The 19,555-nt window shown below is 56.4% G+C and carries 17 protein-coding genes and 1 tRNA gene; 8 read left to right on the forward strand and 10 right to left on the reverse strand.

Annotated features, from left to right (window positions below; genetic code table 11):
* Nucleotides 1–173 precede the first annotated feature (173 nt).
* The gene (locus ACR0KL_RS09930) at nucleotides 174–1,106 is read left to right on the forward strand and encodes a hypothetical protein (protein WP_480776965.1); all 933 of its coding nucleotides are present in this window, start codon (nucleotides 174–176) and stop codon (nucleotides 1,104–1,106) included.
* A 364-nt stretch (nucleotides 1,107–1,470) separates the two neighbouring features.
* Nucleotides 1,471–2,472 carry a helix-turn-helix domain-containing protein gene (locus ACR0KL_RS09935; RefSeq protein ID WP_480776966.1) on the forward strand — a complete coding sequence of 334 codons (1,002 nt, stop codon included), beginning with the start codon at nucleotides 1,471–1,473 and terminating at the stop codon, nucleotides 2,470–2,472.
* Nucleotides 2,473–2,718: 246 nt separating this feature from the next.
* Here the strand turns inward: ACR0KL_RS09935 and ACR0KL_RS09940 are convergent, their stop codons facing one another.
* Nucleotides 2,719–4,290 (reverse strand): hypothetical protein, encoded by a 1,572-nt coding sequence (locus tag ACR0KL_RS09940; RefSeq protein ID WP_480776967.1) that lies wholly within the window; start codon nucleotides 4,288–4,290, stop codon nucleotides 2,719–2,721.
* A gap of 287 nt (nucleotides 4,291–4,577) precedes the next feature.
* Nucleotides 4,578–5,099: a hypothetical protein gene (locus tag ACR0KL_RS09945; protein WP_480776968.1), complete on the reverse strand. Its 522-nt coding sequence runs from the start codon at nucleotides 5,097–5,099 to the stop codon at nucleotides 4,578–4,580.
* A 319-nt stretch (nucleotides 5,100–5,418) separates the two neighbouring features.
* On the opposite strand from ACR0KL_RS09945, the gene ACR0KL_RS09950 reads away from it, so the two are divergent.
* Both ACR0KL_RS09950 and ACR0KL_RS09955 read left to right on the forward strand, forming a co-directional pair.
* The gene (locus ACR0KL_RS09950; protein ID WP_480776969.1) at nucleotides 5,419–6,261 is read left to right on the forward strand and encodes a GIY-YIG nuclease family protein; all 843 of its coding nucleotides are present in this window, start codon (nucleotides 5,419–5,421) and stop codon (nucleotides 6,259–6,261) included.
* A gap of 611 nt (nucleotides 6,262–6,872) precedes the next feature.
* Nucleotides 6,873–7,271 carry a DUF6538 domain-containing protein gene (locus tag ACR0KL_RS09955; protein ID WP_480555382.1) on the forward strand — a complete coding sequence of 133 codons (399 nt, stop codon included), beginning with the start codon at nucleotides 6,873–6,875 and terminating at the stop codon, nucleotides 7,269–7,271.
* Here ACR0KL_RS09955 and nadC read toward each other — a convergent pair.
* The 5 genes from nadC to ACR0KL_RS09980 form a co-directional block, all read right to left on the reverse strand.
* Nucleotides 7,262–8,131: a carboxylating nicotinate-nucleotide diphosphorylase gene (gene nadC, locus ACR0KL_RS09960; protein WP_480555380.1), complete on the reverse strand. Its 870-nt coding sequence runs from the start codon at nucleotides 8,129–8,131 to the stop codon at nucleotides 7,262–7,264. The two genes, ACR0KL_RS09955 and nadC, sit on opposite strands and share 10 nt — an antisense overlap.
* A 3-nt stretch (nucleotides 8,132–8,134) precedes the next feature.
* A complete protein-coding gene (locus ACR0KL_RS09965; RefSeq protein WP_170680806.1) occupies nucleotides 8,135–9,673 on the reverse strand; it encodes an L-aspartate oxidase in 1,539 nt (512 codons plus the stop codon).
* The gene (gene nadA, locus ACR0KL_RS09970) at nucleotides 9,670–10,641 is read right to left on the reverse strand and encodes a quinolinate synthase NadA (protein WP_170680803.1); all 972 of its coding nucleotides are present in this window, start codon (nucleotides 10,639–10,641) and stop codon (nucleotides 9,670–9,672) included. Before nadA ends, ACR0KL_RS09965 begins: the two co-directional genes overlap by 4 nt.
* A 77-nt stretch (nucleotides 10,642–10,718) precedes the next feature.
* On the reverse strand, nucleotides 10,719–11,633 hold the full coding sequence (locus ACR0KL_RS09975) for an NUDIX hydrolase (protein ID WP_480555378.1): 915 nt from the start codon (nucleotides 11,631–11,633) through the stop codon (nucleotides 10,719–10,721).
* Between the two features lie 123 nt (nucleotides 11,634–11,756).
* Nucleotides 11,757–11,833: transfer RNA gene (locus tag ACR0KL_RS09980), tRNA-Arg, on the reverse strand.
* A 137-nt stretch (nucleotides 11,834–11,970) separates the two neighbouring features.
* Between ACR0KL_RS09980 and ACR0KL_RS09985 the strand changes: the two genes are divergently transcribed.
* Both ACR0KL_RS09985 and ACR0KL_RS09990 read left to right on the forward strand, forming a co-directional pair.
* Nucleotides 11,971–12,996, forward strand: coding sequence for a LacI family DNA-binding transcriptional regulator (locus ACR0KL_RS09985; RefSeq protein ID WP_170680800.1), 1,026 nt, complete (start codon nucleotides 11,971–11,973; stop codon nucleotides 12,994–12,996).
* 4 nt (nucleotides 12,997–13,000) lie between these two features.
* Entirely contained in the window at nucleotides 13,001–14,215 is a 1,215-nt protein-coding gene (locus ACR0KL_RS09990) for a winged helix-turn-helix domain-containing protein (protein ID WP_480776970.1), read from the forward strand.
* 3 nt (nucleotides 14,216–14,218) lie between these two features.
* On the opposite strand, the gene ACR0KL_RS09995 is transcribed toward ACR0KL_RS09990, so the two are convergent.
* The 3 genes from ACR0KL_RS09995 to ACR0KL_RS10005 form a co-directional block, all read right to left on the reverse strand.
* On the reverse strand, nucleotides 14,219–14,914 hold the full coding sequence (locus ACR0KL_RS09995; protein ID WP_170680794.1) for a fumarylacetoacetate hydrolase family protein: 696 nt from the start codon (nucleotides 14,912–14,914) through the stop codon (nucleotides 14,219–14,221).
* Nucleotides 14,915–15,445: 531 nt separating this feature from the next.
* Nucleotides 15,446–15,880, reverse strand: a complete 435-nt coding sequence (gene hpaR, locus ACR0KL_RS10000; protein WP_170380277.1) for a homoprotocatechuate degradation operon regulator HpaR — start codon at nucleotides 15,878–15,880, stop codon at nucleotides 15,446–15,448.
* Nucleotides 15,881–15,979: 99 nt separating this feature from the next.
* A complete protein-coding gene (locus tag ACR0KL_RS10005; protein WP_480776971.1) occupies nucleotides 15,980–17,122 on the reverse strand; it encodes a DUF3095 domain-containing protein in 1,143 nt (380 codons plus the stop codon).
* Nucleotides 17,123–17,263: 141 nt separating this feature from the next.
* Between ACR0KL_RS10005 and ACR0KL_RS10010 the strand changes: the two genes are divergently transcribed.
* Both ACR0KL_RS10010 and ACR0KL_RS10015 read left to right on the forward strand, forming a co-directional pair.
* Nucleotides 17,264–18,436 (forward strand): MFS transporter, encoded by a 1,173-nt coding sequence (locus ACR0KL_RS10010; RefSeq protein ID WP_480777007.1) that lies wholly within the window; start codon nucleotides 17,264–17,266, stop codon nucleotides 18,434–18,436.
* A gap of 21 nt (nucleotides 18,437–18,457) precedes the next feature.
* Nucleotides 18,458–19,489, forward strand: a complete 1,032-nt coding sequence (locus ACR0KL_RS10015) for a glycosyltransferase family 4 protein (RefSeq protein ID WP_480542723.1) — start codon at nucleotides 18,458–18,460, stop codon at nucleotides 19,487–19,489.
* Nucleotides 19,490–19,555 lie beyond the last annotated feature (66 nt).

The raw sequence follows: 19,555 nt of genomic DNA on the forward strand, positions 1-19,555 counted from the left end.
CTGAGCTCAAAGTGGTTTCAGATCTCCGGCCGTCCATGACGCGCAATAGGATTTCCGCCAAATCGACAGACTATGGCAAAAACTCAAAAACAACTGGCACGGAGACAGATGCAACCAGATCCAACTGTGCATATTTCACGGTTTTGAGTTAGCACCGTTGTTGAGGAAGAAAAATGACCAACCCATGTCCCGCGAACGAACTGCTGCTGAGTCAACCTGACCAATTCATGTCAATTGTTCTGACCGATGATGTTGAAGCCAGGGTCAATCAGCTTCACACTCTGGATGACCTGGTTGTTTGCGAGGCACTGCGGTACGGCATTACCAACAATCCTGACGATCAAAGAAGTCTGGCGCAGCTCTATACAGAGTATTTCCTGAAAGCATCAACCAAAACACGGTTAGAGATCTACGACCATCTTGCCCGCATAGTCCCGGAATTGGGGGGGCATACCGTAGGCGCTTACACGCCTTTCATGCTCTTGGATCCCGATCCGATCATAACGTCCCGATCCGTGTTGGACTACTGTAGCAGTGGAACGCTTTTGAATGCCGATCCGATGACACGCCCGCGGGATGTGGTTGCGATGTTGCGACCTGACTACGGGCCTAAGGGCTTCCCAGCGAACCGGGGGGCGATGTTTGGCGGCCTGCTCCTGTTGGGTGATCAGAGAGTATGCGAATTGATCACTGATATACGTGATACCTTAAGTATCGAAGAACTTGAGCAGATGACGGGGCGGTACTCGGGGTTTCTTTCTGATGCCGTTCTGGGCTTCTACCTGACGTGGCTTGAGGAGTTGGTGGCGTCAGAGGATTACGCGGACTTGTCGCGCTTTGGTCACCTGGCCGCAGGATTGTTTCGTCAAATAGAGCAAAGCAGAACGCCCGTGGTGCTCGAAGGAAAACGACCCTTTCCAGTTCCGGACAATGGGAAGGACTGGCCTGAAGTAAGCCGGATCACACTGGAAAAATACGTGACTGAACACTCGGATCGTTTGTTTGCTTTAGAGGCTCAAGAAAGCGTTCCAAAGGTAATGCCGCATGTGTTGAAAGCGTTTGGACTACTGCCTCGAACCTCTGTTGAAGAGACGGCAGATTACTGATCCGAGTTTGGTTTTGGCGTACGCGCCCAAACCAACTTACTGCTGCGATTTAGGTCAAACTTGGTCTGTTCATTGGCGTCCTTCATGCGCATGCAATAGCGCGAACTATGACTCGAGGTTGGGTTGTCATACGTGTTTCCTGAGCCAGCTGGAGGTCCGAAAAACATTATTTTTTCTGCCAGAAGTGTTTTTGTAAGCTGATTTGGTGGTGCACATCGAAACCTCTTGATGGGAGGGGCATGCATAAAAGACGCACCTTGGTGGTTGGAGCATAGAAACCGCTTCCGGCATGTTGATTTTTTGCGAAGGTAATTTTTTATTTTGTGCCATGTATTAAAATCGTCTGGAAAACATTGAGGGCACGATGAAGGTAGAAGCGAGCAGACTTCAGCACTTGATGTCTGAGTTAAGAAAGTCCTCTAGTGACAAAAACATACCTCAGCGCGTGCTCACGAAGTGCGGTTTGTCCTCAAAAGACGTCGCACCAGATGCCAAGTATTTTGACTATGACAAAGAAGCTCTATTCGTTAGGGAAGCCTGCGACGCATTAAGCGACGTGACCTTTGGAGCCCGGGCAGGATCTACGTGGCGAGAGTCGAACAGTTTAACCGGCTACATCAGTAAGTATTCGAAGGATTTAAGGGCTGCCGTCGAAAACACGGCGCGGTTTCACGAACTGATTGACCCGGCAGTCCAATACAGTCTCAGGGTGTCGGGAAACTCTGCGTCCTTTGAAGTGACCTGGAAAGATCCGAGTTATGCCAGGTTTCACAGGCATACCGAGTTTCTCATGTTCGGAGTTTTGTCCAGAATGCGGGCAATCACTCAGACAAATTTCTTTCCGTTGGAAATTAGGTTTGACCACGAGGTCAGGAATTCAGGCGAAAAGTTCCAAAAACTTGCAGGTTTTCCTGTGGTGTTTGGCGCAGAAAGTCTTGAGATCATTCTGCCACTTGCAGCCCTTAACTTGCCGATACCCACCTATGAATTGAGGTTGAGAGAACACCTCACCGACTACGGCGAGCGACTGTTGTCAGAGCAGGCAGGCGGAAAGCTCACACTTCGGGCGCGCATAGAAGGCCTGCTGACGACCGCACTTCCGACACGTATTCTGTCTGCGGATGAAGTCGCGGCGAGCCTTGGCATGAGTCCGCGGACATTTGCGCGGCGACTGAAGGAGGATCAGCTGACGTTTAGGTCGATTGTCGATGATCTTCGGTTTGACCTAGCTAAAACCTTTATGAAGGACGATATGGCGATATCCGAGATCGCTTATGCACTCGGTTACGGTGACCAGGCCGCATTTTCCACCGCCTTCAAGCGTTGGACAGGCGTAGCGCCTCGCGAGTATTCTATAAATCATTAGCAAAACGATCTGGATCTTATAGCCAACCGCGCAGGGTAGAGTTTTCCAGGACGATAAGCCGATACAATAGTTGTCGAGGGAACCCGCCTTCGGTTGCAGTGTTTGTATAATTGTCCAATCAACCTAAGGCATTTTACATAAAACCTGTTCAGCGATGTTCGCGGTTCGTTACAAAATCGTACTTCACCAATAAGTTGTAGCCCCTCGAAGCGTACCAGCAAGAGCCTCAGCGGCGAAACGACCGGTTCACTTAGCCTTAGCTTTAACTTTTTTCAGATGGTTACGCCGCTCTTTCGTGGTCATCGTTTTCTGAAGGTCGTACTCATCAAGCACAGCAGTCACCCACAGATCCATCGCGTCGAGTTTAAGCTGCAAGTACGGCGAATGCGCACCATAGGATCGTGCTGTAACACGCGCCGGACTCTGCTTCATTCGGTCAAACAAGGCCTGGTCACTTTGCGTGAAGCCCGCAATCATAGGATCCTTGATGGCATGTGACAAAAGTGCTGAAGCACCGCCGGGGTAACCTTGCACGCTCAGGAAATCTGCCAGTGTCCGTCTCACGTCATGTGGCGACCACCAGGTGATGCCGTCTTCTTTTAAAAGATCCGGCCATGTGTCGTGCTTTTCGGAATGCGGTCTCTTCCTTTTTGCGGTTGTCCTATCGCGTCTCTTACCTGCTAGGCGAGAGAGGATTTGAAAGGCACCTGATCCTGTGACGGGCTTGCTCAGACACTGTGCAGACGGCAGCAATAGCTGAGCTTCATTGTACGTCGGCTTCCGATGCAAGAACCCTTCAACGTGATCAATGGCCCTTTGAGGAATAGGCAGATCAAACCGTTGTTTGCTTTTAACAAGATCCTCGTGCCACGACGCCATGACCCACGCCTTATCAGACCCTTCTGGACAAAATGGAACAAGGTCCGACTTTGTAAGTTGAAATGCCGCCCCAGTGCGCTGGAGGGTTAATACAGCCCACCATAAGGCGCCCAAGGTGTAAGGATGGACGCCGTATTTGTTGCTGCTGCGTTGCGGAAGCTGTCGGTCGATGTAGCTTTCGGCAAGAATAAGGGAGGCAACAATTTCCGCGATCTGTGGCTTTCTTTTTTTGGGCTGCACGATTTCTGGTGTCGAGAGCATCAACCACCAGGGTAAAATGTTCGTCAAACCGCTGGCACCGGAGTGGTGTTTTGCGCACCATGTGAGCGAGCTGCGGGTATATGAAACCAGTTTTTGGGCGGTAGACACACCGTTTCTTGCGCGAGCTGCATTGCGGACGGTTTCGATGTCACCTTGCTTCAGCTGAGTCACCTCGCGTTGCAGGATCGAACCCCAGGCGGGCAATGACATGATGTAGTCGATGTCTCTCTCGGTTGAAGCTCGGATATGCTTTCTTGCATTCTCGGATCGCTTTTCTGATTTGGTGACCTCAAAGCACTTGCGTAGACTCCACCCTTCAGGAGGTTGAACGAGTTGCTCGACGGCTTTTTTGTGGTCGTTGAAGCGATCCCTGAACTTCATATATGCCTCGAAGTTTTCAGGCTGCGACTTCAGGATTGAGCGCACCTCGGCTGCAATCGTTCTGGCTTTTCCGACGCTCGTGATCGGACGCTCTGCCGGTTGCGGAAACAACTGTCCGATTGTCTTTGTCGACTGCCTGAATTTGACCAGCCAGACAGCTCGGTTTCCGCGCACGCGGAGATGCAATCCAGACTTTCCGTAGTCCTTGAATGTAAGGATCCCGTCGTAGCCTGCTTCGGCCAATCTCTCGGCTTTGTTTACGATGCGTCGATCAATTTCGCATGCTTCTGTCGGCATGGTTCTTCCTCAAAAAAATGTATGAGGAGTATTTCAGAGTGCTCAATTTAGATCGTTTAAATCTCGTAAAAGCCTCGTTTTTTGAGTTTCAAGCGAGAATTGGGACGTAATATGCAGTGGGGCCGTGGGTCGGCCAACTAAAGCAAAGACTTTGAACTGGCCTGTGCATTAGACACCTTTCGGGTTTCTGGCCGGTAAACTTCGAAGTCGCCGCTGCAATTTCAGTGTAGAGGCGACTTCAATTACACTTTTGTGCCGGTGCTAATACGTCTTCCGTCCTATCGGCCTCAATAATAGTGTTTGCTGCCAACAGGGGGTAATTTCTGAAAGCAATCATACAAGGCGTAGAGCGCCGCTTGAGAGCCCGCCAGACTGAACCAATGACCGCGCTGACCATTGCGCTTAATCATGTGGATTTTGTTGCCTTGGCCGATTTCACGCAAAACATCAGAATTAACGTTCCATACGAAGATGTTTCTGCCGTCGAATGTGGCATCGCCTGTCCAAGTGCCGCGGTTGTCGATCTGGAATGACAAGCTCCTGTTTGCTTCATCAAAATTCCAATTGTTATCTTGAAAATGTAGCGTGACCCCGCCGTTCTCGCCTTCACCAAATGTATACACGCCGAAACCCATACCTTTGCTTGGGCTGTAGTTTTGCGCACTACAAGACATAAGACCGCGGTCGTTCGGTTCGTGCAGCCAGACTTTCCAATACTTGTACTCATGCTGAAGCCAGTCGGCCTTTGCATAGTCGGTCCCCCAAAGGAGGGCGGAGATTGCAATTACTGCGATTGCCAAATTTTTCATTGTTTAATCCTCCAACTCTTTCAATTCCGCTTCGACAGAGCATCTTTCTCTGACACCACCGACATGGTTTCATGAGGTCATCTCAGCTTTACTGACGGTGCCAAAAACTTTTGATTTCAAGCCATTGTTTGACGTTCACATCTCGGCTTATCCAATCGGCACCGAAAATGAGCCCGAGCCGAGGCAATTTCTCGGGATACACATCTGCTTTGAAAAGAGGGCTAACCTAGTATTGCGATTGTGCCTTTTGTAGTTCCAGATAACTGCCGCCCCAATCTTCCTGGCAACGGAAAAACTGTATCAAGAAAAGTGAACGGGAATGACAACCTATGATTTTACAACAAACGAACTTCTAATAAAGCGGGGGTTTGACCTGGAGCGTACAAGGTACGTCCGACACGACCATCGCGCCTTGGCGGCTTGGCGTCGCGGTGTGGGCAATTTTGATCATTTCGTCAGTTACCAACGGGACGATAGCGTTTCGCCTTACAATGGAGCGGAATTAGCGGTTCAATTTGTTCCCCAGGGATCGACTGGTGCGCTCTTCGTAGGTGCCCACTATATCGTCGAAAGCTGGGCGGCTATCGAAAACCCGGAAAGAAATCCGTCCCTATGGACGCCTCTTGAGGAAGACTATGGTCAGGATTTGAACCACAGGCGTTATGATTTGGTGCGCGTCAACGCTCTTGAAGATATGGTTGGCCGCCTGATCATTGATTGGGGTGCAGCCACCAGAAGCTGGTCACAATGGGCTGAACGAAAACCGAAGCCCATAGTCGAGCTTCGAGCGACGGCTGAAGATGAAGCATTCCCCGGTTTTGGAGAGTTCGCGTCGACAATCCAAGAGGTATTGACACTTCCAGCGAGTTGGCAAGGGGCATTGGCTTCGGTGAACGGGGTGTACCTTCTCGTTTGCCCGGAAACGGGCGAACAGTATGTGGGTTCAGCATATGGAGAGGGTGGCTTCTTTGGAAGGTGGGCGTCATACGCCGCCAACGGCCACGGAGGGAATAAGCTGCTATTGAAAAGAAGGCGAACTAACTATGCCGTCTCAATCCTTGAAATTGCTTCACCAGACATGTCTGCTTCGGAAATTATTAACCGAGAAAACGCTTGGAAAGTGAAACTTGGAAGTCGCGCACACGGGCTGAATGCGAACTAGAGCTGAAAGAAATGACATTGGAGGGCTAGCGGGATTACACGCTGAGTGAGCTGGACTTCGGATTGCATGTTCCATTCGGTCTTTACAACCTCAGAACCAAAAAAGAAGAAATCGCTCGAAACGACTGTTTCGCTTGGGGATGGTTGTAATCCGAATTGGTCGCAGTTTTGGGTTTGGTTTGATTTGACCCATTTTGCTGTAACGTTACTATTCCGGACGGGTCAGTTGGATTCCAAGAGGCGGAATCGAACTGTTGAGCTAAGTACTTGAAAACTGAAGCAATCGGATTCGGGGGTATAAAAGGGGTATCAGTCCACGACTGTACCACTTTCGTACCATCGCAAAAAATGTGAAAAAACCAGATCACAGTTGAAAACTCAAACGGCAACGGCGTTAAATTTCGTCAAAACTTGTTAAAATATCTCTTTAAAACATGATATTATCATTCTATCGGCAAGTATTGATGGGGTGATATTCGAAACTGCGAAATTTACCACATCGATTTGAAAATCCTCGTGTCGGTGGTTCGATTCCGCCCCCGGGCACCATTCCCAACAGGTAAGCTACTGTTTCCCTTCAGCTTTAACTGGAACCGACCAAGGGCGTAGTACATGCTGGAGAACAAAACCGTTGCCTTCTCATTTGTGAAAGCAGGGGGCTTGTACTTCACACGGCGGGTCCCGAAGGACCTCGATCACCACTATACCACCAGAAAAATATCGTTCTCGCTGCGGACAAGATCAGCGGCGTCCGCAAAGTCCCGAGCGCAAAGAACTTCTCAGCAATTGGATGATCACTGGTATCGCCTACGTATCCAAGACGTAGACCTACCGGGTAAGCATCTTCTGAGGATGACCGCCCTCTCTGGACGAGAAGAGACCAGGTCCAATCGGATCCATGAAACCCTCGACTCTATGACTTGTTGTATTCCAAATATCGGGGAAGCTTACCCTCTGGGCCGGCGAAGGCCGCAGTGTCCAGTATTCTGCGGTCAGTGTTTTCAGGGGTGACTTGCGACGAAATCCAGACCGATATCAAGGCAGGGTGCGCTGTGGGTGATCCAGCCCATGGAAATCAGATCAACCCCGGTTTCAGCGACAGCGCGCACGCTGTCAGGTGTGATCCCGCCCGAGGCTTCGGCGATAGCTCTCCCATCAATCATACCCACTGCCTCGCGCAATGTGGTCGGGGTCATGTTGTCGAGCAGCACGGCATCGGCACCGATCTCCAAAACCTGCTCCAACTGCGCGAGTGTATCGACCTCGATCTCTATCTTGACCATATGTCCGACCGTTTGTTTCGCGCTTGTCAGGGCTGGGCCGACGCCTCCGGCGATGGCGACATGGTTGTCTTTGATGAGCACCGCATCGCTTAGGGAATAGCGGTGGTTCATGCCTCCACCCGCGCGCACGGCGTATTTTTCCAGCGCGCGCAGACCCGGGGTTGTCTTGCGGGTGCAGGCGATTGAGGCGCGCGTGCCTTCGACACGGCGCACCAGATCAGCGGTCGCGCTGGCAATTCCCGAGAGATGGCCCATGAAATTGAGCGCGGTTCGTTCAGCGATCAACAGGCTGCGGGACGGCCCTTGGAATGTTGCAATCGGCGCGCCGCTCGAAACCGAGTCTCCGTCGTTCACATGGCGGGTCACCGTGATGGCCGGATCAACCAAGGCGAAGGCAAGTTCCGCACAGTCCAGACCGGCGATGCAACCGGGTTGGCGGGCGCGCGCCACAACCTCGGATCGGTGATCTGGTGGAATGACGGCGGCAGAGGTGACATCGCCCGCCAGACCGAGATCTTCATCCAGAGCGCGGCGGATCATCGGCTCAAGCATCGTGCGCGGCAACGGGGTAAGGGGCATGGCAGTCATGGATCAGGCTGTCCTCAGCTGGGGTTCTTGGTCGACCGAACCCGCATGCGACAGGATTTCGGTCAGGTTCATCAGGGTTGATCGCAGATTAGTCTCTGGCTCAGGGAAGTCGCTACGATAGTGCCCGCCGCAGGAGCCTCGGCGCTTTTCGGCAAAAACCGCGATTGCTAGCGCCACGAGGGCCGGGTCCGAGGCAGGCTCGCATGACCGAACATGCGGCAACAGGTTCGAGATCGCGTTCCGCAGCCCGGCCCCATGCCGGATCACACCCAGATGCCCCGACATCATCGGCCGGACAGCGCCGGGATCGGGATCAGGCAACGCAGCGGGGTTGGGGACAAAAGCCCGGTCTCGCATCTTGCTGGCCGCAACATCGCTGGCGGCGCGACGAGCCATTACAACAGCCTCGAGCAGAGAATTGCTGGCAAGGCGATTGGCCCCGTGCAAGCCGGTCGCTGCACATTCACCGATGGCCCACAACCCGGGCAGCGTGCTCTGGCCGGTCTGGTTAACGGCAATGCCACCCATGTGGTAGTGCGCAGCAGGGCGTATCGGAATCGGGTCGCGCGCGGGGTCGATACCTTGGGCTGCGCACAGGGCCTGAATGCTCGGAAATCGTTTGGCAAAGCCTGCGCCCAGCGCCGCGCGGGCGTCAAGAAACGTGCGCCCTCCGCCTGCGATGACCTGATGCACAGCGCGGGCCACCACGTCCCGTGGGGCCAGTTCGGCATCCGCGATATGTGCCATGAACCGCTTGCCATTCTGGTCGATCAGAGTTGCCCCCTCGCCCCGCACCGCCTCGCTGATCAGGTCCAAAGGTGCTTGGTCAGTCGCCAGTGCGGTCGGGTGAAATTGCACGAATTCCATATCGCGCAGAGCTGCGCCTGCACGTGCGGCCATCGCCGAACCTTGACCGAAATTGCCGGACGGGTTGGTGCTGGCGTCGAAAAGACCCCCGCAGCCACCTGTCGCCATGATGACCCGAGCTGTCCGCAATACGGCCGCTTGACCCATCGCTTGCAGATGAACTCCGGCAACGCACCCGTCGACGGTCACAAGACGCCGGGCTTCGACGCCCGTGAGGCAGGTGATTGAGGGGCAATGCTGCACCGCGCGGGTCACAGCGGACATGATTTCGGCCCCAGTCCGGTCACCGCCTACGTGCAGAATGCGTCGACGGGAATGCGCGGCCTCGCGCGCCAAGGCGAAAGTGCCATCCTGCGCCCTGTCGAAGTGAATGCCGTATCGCTCAAGCACAGCGATCGCCTCTGCGGCCTCTGCAAGAATGCCCGAGGCGACAGTTGCATCACATAGCCCATCTCCGGCCCGCAGCGTATCAGCAAGATGCCGGGCAGGATCGTCATCAGCACCCAGCGCCGCGGCAACCCCGCCTTGCGCCCAGGCACTTGAGCATTCCTGCCCCAGCCCGGCCCGGGTGATCAGCACCACAGGCAGCGGCGCAAGTTCCAGTGCGGCCACCAGCCCTGCGATACCGCCACCGATGATGGCGATCCGGTCATGGAGCCCCTCAAGCCGGATCATTTCACGGCCAGCATCCGCTCGACCGAACGGCGCGCGTCGTCGGCGATGGCCGGATCGACGGTGACTTCGTGGCGACCCAATTCCAGCGCTTTGCGAATATTGCCCAAACTGATGCGCTTCATATGCGGGCACAAATTGCACGGGCGCACGAATTCCACGTCTGGGTGTTTCAACGCCACATTGTCGCTCATGGAGCATTCGGTCAGAAGGCAAACCCTTGCCGGTTTCTTGTCGCCGACGAAGTCCGACATCACGGCGGTAGAGCCTGAGAAATCAGCCTCGGCCAAGACCTCGGGTGGACATTCCGGGTGGGCCAGCACCGTGACACCCGGCCATGCCTCGCGCATCGCCCGAATGTCGTCTGGGGTGAACAGCTCATGCACCTCGCAATGCCCGTGCCAGGCGATCAGTTCGACATCGGTTTCCTTGGCGACGTTCTTGGCAAGGTACTCATCCGGTATCATCAACACGCGCGGCACCCCGAGGGATTCCACCACTTTCACTGCGTTGCCCGAGGTGCAGCAGATATCTGAGGCAGCCTTCACCGCAGCCGACGTGTTAACGTAGGTGACTACCGGTACACCCGGATGGGCTTCGCGCAGCAGCACGATATCTTCGGGCGTTATGGAATCCGCCAGCGAACATCCCGCCCCCATATCCGGGATCAGCACGGTTTTTTCAGGGTTCAGCAGCTTGGCGGTTTCGGCCATGAAGTGCACGCCAGCCAGCACGATAACATCGGCGTCGACCTCAACGGCTTCGCGCGCCAGGGCCAGGCTGTCACCTACGATATCGGCCACACCGTGAAAGATCTCGGGCGTTTGGTAATTGTGCGCAAGGATGACGGCATTCTTCTGCCGCTTCAGGTCGAGGATGGCTTCCAGATCCTCTTCGTACTGCATCCATTCGGCTGGCGGAATGACTTGCTTAACCCGATCGTACAACTCTGGCAGGCGGAAATCTTTCATTGGCTCCTCCAATTATACTCGATTCGAGTACATTTGAGCTGTGATTATTCTCGATTCGAGATTATGTCAAGCACAACTCAGGATTTGGACAGAGGCAGCCTTGCGCCCGACAGCATGCGGGCCTCAAGAATGGCGGGCCGGTACCGGAACAGACGCGCCGGGCGGCCGCCGGTGCCGCTCGAGATTTCACCTGTTTCTTCAACAAGTTCCTGCTGGTCGATCTGGCGACGGAAGTTGGGTTTGTGTAAGTGCAGACCCGACAGCGCCTCGACCGTGCGCTGCAATTGAAGCAGGGTAAAGCTTTCGGGCATCAGCTCGAACACGACCGGAGAATATTTGATCTTGGCCCGCAGCCGCGAAATGCCAGTGGCAAGGATACGGCGATTGTCGCCAGCCATGGGCAGGCCAAACTCGGGCACGTCGACCAGACCGGCCTCATACATCAGCTCATAGCGCTGCAGAACCAGTTCCTCGTTCCACGTCTTTCCGTTCAGACCGAACAGATAGTCGACACGCTGTGCCTTGAGCGGATCTGACCCTGCCCAAGCCGTCAGGCGATCGGCGATGCGCGGCACTTCTTCGGGGATGCTGTCGCGATGGTCTTCCCACGGGAAGTACCGGTACCAACTGCGCCAGGACGGGCGCCCTGCCCCGGCTGCATCCTGTTCGCGCACCAGCCCTAGATAGCTGATCGAGATCCGCTGCGAGGTTTCTACATCCCCAGACCGAGGATCGCGATCCCTGTCCGCAAATGTATAGAGCTGTTCAAGATACCCCACGGGATGACCGGTCTGCGCTTCAATCCAGGCACGTAGGCTGCTCTGCAGGCTGCGATGAGAAGATTCGAACGGCCCCGATGGCAGCGCCTCACCCCCCCGCAAGGTCATGACACGCGGCTGGTTGTCGGTCACGGCGACAAGGATTGCGATCAGTTCGGCAGGGGCTAGTCCGCTGGGCAAGAAGGTACCTGTGTATTGCGCAATGCCAGTCATTGACATCGTGTTTGATTTCTAACCCAGATTTCAAACCTTTGCTTGAGGAAAATGCCATCGCGCGAACACCGACCTTAAGATCAGGTTTTCACCGTTGAATGAAGGCATTTCCGGAATCTGCAGTGGCGACCCCGGCAGGATTCGAACCTGCAACCTGCCCCTTAGGAGGGGGCTGCTCTATCCAGTTGAGCCACGGGGCCGTGCAAAGCCCTCTCTACCTTTGTTTTTTCGGCTTGTCATGGGGTTTACTGTGGGTTTGCTGTAGGCGTGCTGAACAGTTGTAAACTGCACGGTGTTTACGCTAGCATCAGATAAAACAACAACGCAGGTGCCCTCCGTGAACACAGAAACAAAACGCCCGCTTACCCTTCGCGATGTCTCTGAGGCTTCTGGGGTATCCGAGATGACGGTCAGCCGGGTCCTGCGCAATCGGGGCGATGTATCGGATGCGACGCGCACCCGCGTTTTGGCCGCCGCGAAAGAACTGGGCTATGTGCCCAACAAGATCGCGGGCGCGCTGGCCTCAAGCCGGGTCAATCTGGTGGCGGTTATCATTCCATCCCTGTCCAACATGGTCTTTCCCGAGGTTCTGACCGGCATCAATCAGGTGCTTGAGGACACCGATCTTCAGCCTGTGGTCGGCGTGACCGATTACCTGCCTGAGAAAGAGGAAAAAGTGCTGTATGAGATGCTCTCTTGGCGGCCCTCGGGGGTGATCATTGCCGGGCTGGAGCATACCGACGCGGCGCGGGCGATGCTGGATTCGGCCGGAATTCCTGTGGTTGAGATCATGGATACCGATGGCAAGCCGGTTGATGCGATGGTCGGGATCTCTCATCGTCGCGCCGGGCGCGAAATGGCGCAGGCAATCCTGAAAGCGGGCTATGAGCATATCGGCTTCATGGGCACCAAGATGCCGTTGGACCACCGGGCGCGGAAACGGTTCGAAGGTTTCACCGAGGTTATGGGCAAGCACGGGATCGAGATCGAGGATCGGGAGTTCTATTCCGGCGGCTCGGCTCTGGCCAAGGGGCGTGAGATGACGCAAGCTATGCTGGAACGCTCGCCCGATTTGGATTTCCTGTATTATTCCAACGATATGATCGGCGCGGGTGGTCTGTTGTATCTGCTAGAGCAAGGCATCGACGTTCCCGGCCAGATCGGCTTGGCAGGTTTCAACAACGTCGAACTGCTGCAGGGCCTGCCCCGCAAACTGGCGACAATGGATGCCTGCCGGCTTGAGATCGGACAGCAAGCGGCCAAGATCATCGCCACGCAGCTTGACGATCCGAATGCCGAGATCGAGACCCGCGTGACTCTGACCCCCAAGGTCAACTTTGGGGATACGCTGAAACGGCGCTGATATCGTGGCGCTGAAACGGCTGGACAACCGCACGGCGCGGGCGATCTTCATGGATCGCCACGCGCTGGCCGAGGCACCTTCGGGCGGGTCCAAGGGCAGTGATCTGCTGGATCTGATCCAGAGGCTGGGCTTCGTTCAACTCGACAGCATCAATACGGTGGCGCGCGCGCATGACATGATCCTGTTCTCGCGCAGGCCCAGCTATCGCAGCGGTAACCTCAAACGCTTGTATGAGCGGGACCGCGCGCTATTCGAACACTGGACACACGATGCAGCCGTCATTCCGATGGAGTATTACGCGCATTGGCATCTGCGGTTCCAGCGCGATGCGGATCTGCTGAAATCGCGGTGGAAGAACTGGCGTCGGGATGGGTTCGAACAGCAGTTCGAAACGGTTCTGAGTCATATCCGCGATCATGGACCTGTGTCTTCGTCCGATGTGGGGAAGGACGAAAAGAAGGGCTCTGGCGGGTGGTGGGATTGGCACCCTTCCAAGACCGCGCTCGAATATCTGTGGCGTTCTGGCACGCTGACCGTTGTCGGGCGTGAGGGGTTTCAGAAACGCTATGATCTGACCGAGCGGGTGATCGAAACGCATCTCTGCCCCGGTCAGCTAATCTGTGACGCCGACGCGACGGTTGATTGGCTGTGCAATGCGGCGCTGGACAGGCTTGGCTTTGCCACTTCGGGTGAGCTGGCCGCGTTCTGGGATACCGTCAGCGCGGCTGAGGCCAAGGCATGGTGCGCCCAAGGGTTGCAATCAGGTGCACTGGAAGAAGTCGAGGTTGCTTGCGTCAACGGGCGCCTGCGCAAACTGTTTGCCCGCCCCGATCTGACCGATGGTCTGAGCGATCTGCCCGCACCAACAGGCCGCATCCGGGTTCTCAGCCCGTTTGACCCGATGCTGCGTGACCGGAACCGAGCCGAGCGGCTGTTTGATTTTCACTACCGGATCGAGGTCTTCGTGCCCGAACCCAAGCGGACCTATGGCTACTATGTTTTCCCGCTTCTGGAAGGCGACAAGCTGATTGGCCGGATCGACATGAAAGCCCATCGGGACGACGGCGTTCTGCGCGTCAAAGCCCTATGGCCGGAGCGCGCGATACGCTGGTCGGATGCGCGCAAGCGACGACTGGATTCCGAATTGGACAGACTGCGCCGGTTTGCCGGTCTTGATACGGTCGAATTTGCCAATGACTGGCTGAAAGAGCCTAAATAGACTCTATTCTGCGTCCGTCAGGGTCAGGTGAATGGGCTCCAACCCATCTATCCCACCTTCAATTTCATCCCCTGCTGTAACCGGCCCTACCCCGGCGGGGGTGCCTGTCAGGATCACATCGCCGGGACGCAAGTGATAGAAACCGGACAGGTGGCAGATGATCTCATCAATTTTCCAGATCAACTCATTCAAAGTCGCGTCCTGCCGAACCTTGGCGTTGACGCTCAGATGAATGCGCTTGCGGTCCTCCGGCGACCACTCGGCGGCACGGGTCAAAGGTGCAAAGACAGCGCCGTTCTCAACATCCTTGCCAAGATCCCACGGGCGCTGTTTGTTGCGCTCGCGAATCTGAAGATCGCGGCGGGTCATATCCAGTGCGCATCCATAGCCATATACCGCTTCCCACGCCTCTGCAGGGGTGGCGCGGAACACGGGGCGACCGATGGCGACGGCCAGCTCCATTTCATGATGGTAATTTTCAGTGCCTGGCGGGTATGGCACGGTCGCTCCGGTCAGAACGGCGTTTGCGGACGACTTGGTGAAATAGAACGGCGCCTCGCGGTCTACCTCGTGACCCATTTCAGCGGCATGCGCCGCATAGTTGCGCCCAACGCAGAAAATCCGACCAATGGGATAGGTCGCCTGCTCGCCGATCACGGGGATCGAGATTGGTGCGGGTAGAGAAAACAGGTACGGCATGGCGATCCCCTGAGTGTTGCGCCGCGCAGCTTATCGTCTGGCACGCAACTGGCAAGCCGTAGCTTTGCGCCGGTTCACGCCGACATCTGCGGCGTGATCTGGCGCAAAGCCGCCCAATTCCTGCAGCGGCGCATCTGGGCGTATGAATCCCTTGGAAACAGGTAAAATCGCGCTAGATCGCCTAGTAGATTTGAGAATTGATGGCACCCCCACCACCTGCCCGGCACAGAAGTTCTGCCGGAAAGATCAATACGACTGAAATGACCTGAAGATACCTCTTGCGGACGCCTCAACATGTCGGCATTGGGACGTGAACGTATCGGAGACGGCAGGCGAAGACACCCATCCCCCTAGGAGTTTTGCCCGTGTTAGACCCTGTTTCAGGGCTGACGCGCCTTCCGACACGTGGGCCGGGCCGTCGGGTAAGACGACACGCAACGGCCTTGGACCAGGCACAGAATCCAACCCGGGTCTGGCCACCCCGCCGGAGAATTCCCCCTACCTTCTCCGGCGGGGTTTTAGCTCAGCGGCTCACTCTTTGAAGTTTTTCAGCTCGTTGAGGATATCCAGAAGCGTTTCGTGCTTTTCGGGACCAAGATGCGCGCGCATGCGATCGGCCTGTTGAACAATGCCCGTTAGGTTGTCCTGAATGATCTGTTCCCCCTTCGCGGTGATCTCGACAATCTGACGTCGTCGATCCTTGGGGTGACAGCGGCGCTTGATCAGGCCCTTGTCTTCCAGTTTTTGCAGGATGCGCGTCAGGCTGGGCAACAACAGGCATGCCCGTTCCGAGATATCAGTCGGTTCGCTTGCACCTTCTTCTTTCAACAAGCGCAGCACGCGCCATTGCTGCTCGGTTACCCCGGCATCAATCAGCAATTTGCGAATAGGACCCATCACCCGTTCACGGGCGCGCAACAACGCGATGGGAAGGGATCGCGACACCAAGGGGAGTTGATCGGACATGCTGAATCATCGCCGAAAAAGCGGGAAGTCTCAAGTCGCCCCGAGAGGGAAGGTTTGTAAGCTACTAATAAGTAAAAGTTTAAAGCCGAATCCGGTAAGCTACCGCCGCATCGCCTCGGCGGCTTTTGCATATCCACCCGAAGCCCCATCCACGAAATGCACATGATCGTCCCGCATGGCTGAAGGGACAAAGCAGGTCATCATCGCCTCATCCTGTGCGTGCAGGCCGTAGCGGATTTTGCCGCGACCGCGGGCTTCATCCAGCATCCGCTGGAGGCGGTCCAACGTGGCAGGGTCACAGTCCAGCGTCATTTTCAAGCCATCGTCGAATTTGCGGTAATCCGCGTTTTGGCTGACCATACGCCGATAGTGACCGGGTTCGAACTGCCCAAGCCGCTTGCCCGTCATAAACAAAAGGGCGATCAACAGGTTCTGCCCGAGCAGCTTCAGTTTTTGCGCAAACAGATTGCCCCCCGCGCGCGAGACATGGGCATCCAAACCTACGTCCGGCGGCGGCCATGTCATCGGAGGTCCGTTTTCCGGAACCGGATGCCCAGAACGATCCAGTTCGGCGGCCATGGTGACAACAGATTGCGCCAGATCCGCAAAATCCCGCTCGGTCGCCTGAGCCGTCGGCTGCACCACGACCGAGACGATCTGGCCATGCTGCGCAGGGCTGTTAGACCAGCGGCAGGACAGGCCGTCCAGATTTGGCTGCGCGTTGGGCGCGGCGGGGTCGACCGAATAGTGCCCGGATTTCATCTGCGCCTCGGCCCAAGCCAGACCTCCTCCCGCGAACATGGCATAGTCCACACCGGTAGACGGGGCATAGCGCGCCACCCTCAGGTCTTTCCCGGCTTTGCGCAGTTCCGCCACCGGGACCAGGGCCGCGCGCAACGGCATCTCAAACTCCTCTTCGGCCCAGCGCCGCAGGGTTGCCAACGCTCCAGCCGCGATATCCGCCGCACTGGGTGGCACGGCGAAGCCTGCCCCATCGCCACCAAAGACATATGGGAAAGGCTTGTTTTCCAGAGCGTTGATCATGGCCGAGATCACCGCAGCACCGACCATGTTGACGGTTTTGTACCGTCCCTGGGCGATCTGCGCGGTCGAATCCACGATGTCGGCAACACCCACAACCCAATCGTCCGGAACCGAGGCAAACTGCGCCGGGTCCGACAGAAGGGTAAAATCGCGCCAAAGCGGCAGGGACTCGTAAAAATCTGAATGGAGGTCTTTCATCGTCCCCCCTTTGTTCCAATTGGAGGTTAAGCTAGCCCGAATGTGATCGCTGTCCTCCCCTTGCAACATAGTACACGTGCTTGTGCGTTTTGCCACGGCGTGCCAATCAGGGCGGTGGAAATGCGCAGGAAAGGGCCGTTCATGCAGGCAGGTTTGGTTGTACTATGTCTGGCTTATGTCCTGAGCCAGTTTTTTCGCGCGTTCCTTGCCGTTCTCAGCCTTGATCTGGCGCGTGATATCGGGGCTTCGCCCGAGGATTTGGCCTTTGCTTCGGGACTTTGGTTCCTGGTCTTTGCCGCGATGCAGCTGCCGGTGGGCTGGGCGCTGGACCGTATTGGACCACGGCTCAGCGCATCCGTCCTGTTGATGATCGGCGGGGCCGGAGGGGCGCTTGTTTTTGCCGCCGCCAGCAGCCCTCTGCATGTCAGCATCGCGATGGCCCTGATCGGTGTTGGCTGTTCACCGGTTCTGATGGCCTCGTACTTCATCTTTGCACGCGAGTATCCTCCGGCTCGGTTTGCTACGCTGGCGGCGCTGATGCTGGGCGTGGGGTCGGTTGGCAATCTTGTTGCGTCCTATCCAACGGCGCTAGCTGTCGAGCTGATGGGCTGGCGCGCCACGATGGTTGGGTTGGCGGTTCTGTCCGCCGCAATCGGCTTGGGCATCTGGTTCAGCGTGCGCGATCCGAAAAAGGTCGAGACCGACCACAAAGGATCTTTGCTGGATCTGCTGAAAGAGCCTGCCTTGTGGCTCATCCTGCCCTTGATGCTGGTCGCTTACGCTCCGGCGGCTGCACTGCGCGGGCTTTGGGCGGGGCCATACCTGAACGATGTGTTCAGCCTGACCACCACGCAAATCGGAACGGCCACGTTGGTGATGGGAACCGCGATGATCGCGGGGACATTTGTTTATGGCCCGCTAGATCGTCTTCTGGGCACCCGCAAATGGGTGATTGTTGGCGGCAATGTCCTCTGTGCGGTCGCGCTTGGGCTTTTGTGCCTGTGGGTCGACAACGCCGTCTGGGTGTCGGTCGTGATGTTGTCGCTGATCGGGTTTCTGGGCGCGAGCTTTCCTGTCATCATGGCCCATGGCCGAGCCTTCATCCCGCCGCATCTGACCGGGCGCGGCGTGACCTTGCTGAACCTATTTGGCATCGGCGGGGTGGGGCTTGCGCAATTTGCCACAGGGCAGATTCACGCCGCCTTTTCCGACGTCAGCCCTACGGCCCCCTACACGGCGATATTCGGCTTTTTCGCCGTGACCCTTGCCATTGGATGCGTGATCTATCTATTCAGCCGGGATAGCGTCGACTGACGCAACGATCAGGAGAGCCCGGTGAAAGACCCCGTCGTCATTGCCCCCAATCTCAAACGCAGGCTTTCGGGCGTGACGGCAACGATTGCGCGGTTGGTCCCTTTGCAGGTGCAACAGATCGACATCGCCGCTACCGGGCCGGGCCTACCCGCTGACATCCCGCATATCCCACTGGGCCACCTGCCTTTCCTGTCCCGTCGCACGCTGCGGGTCTGGCACGCGCGCCGCAATACCGAGATGCTTCTGGGCCTGATCCTGCGCAATGTGTTCCGGTTGAAGTTGAAGCTGCTCTTTACTAGCGCTTCGCAACGGGCGCACACAGGCTACACCAAATGGCTGATCGACAAGATGGACGCGATTGTCGCGACCTCGCGCAAGACCGCAGGCTATCTGGAACGGGACGCGCAGGTGATCATGCATGGCATCAACCTAGACGACTTTACTCCGCCTGAGGACAAAGCCGCCCTTCGCGCGCGGCTGGGCCTGCCGGAGGGCCTGCTGCTTGGCTGCTACGGCCGTATCCGCCATCAAAAAGGCACGGACGCGTTCGTCGACGCCATGATTGATCTGTGCGCGCGATTCAAGGACGTCTCGGGCATCGTCATGGGCCGCGCGACGGAAAAACACACGGTTTTTCTAGCAGAGCAGAAAGACAAGGTCGCCAAGGCGGGCCTGTCGGACCGTATCCTCTTTATGCCCGAGGTGACGGTCGACCAGATTGCCGAATGGTATCAGGTTCTGGACCTATTCATTGCCCCCCAACGGTGGGAGGGTTTCGGCCTCACCCCGCTTGAGGCGATGGCCTGCGGTGTTCCGGTCGTGGCAACAGATGTCGGCGCGTTTTCCGAGATTGTGACCGACCCGTCTCTGGGCCGCGTGGTGACCCCGGGTGATATCCCGGCACTGGCCAATGCGGCGGCAGAAATGCTGGAAAACCGTGATTCCCTGTCTCAGGCCGGACAGGCCGCCCGCGCCCATGTGGAGCAGAATTTCGATATCCAAGGCGAAGCACAGACCCTTGTGACCCTCTACAAGCGCCTGCTGAGCGAGTGAAGCGCCTCAAATCGGCGTCATTCGTCGAAATACGGCGCAAAAGCCCTTTTGTCCCGACGGCAACGC

The organism is Ruegeria sp. C8, assembly GCF_056537565.1.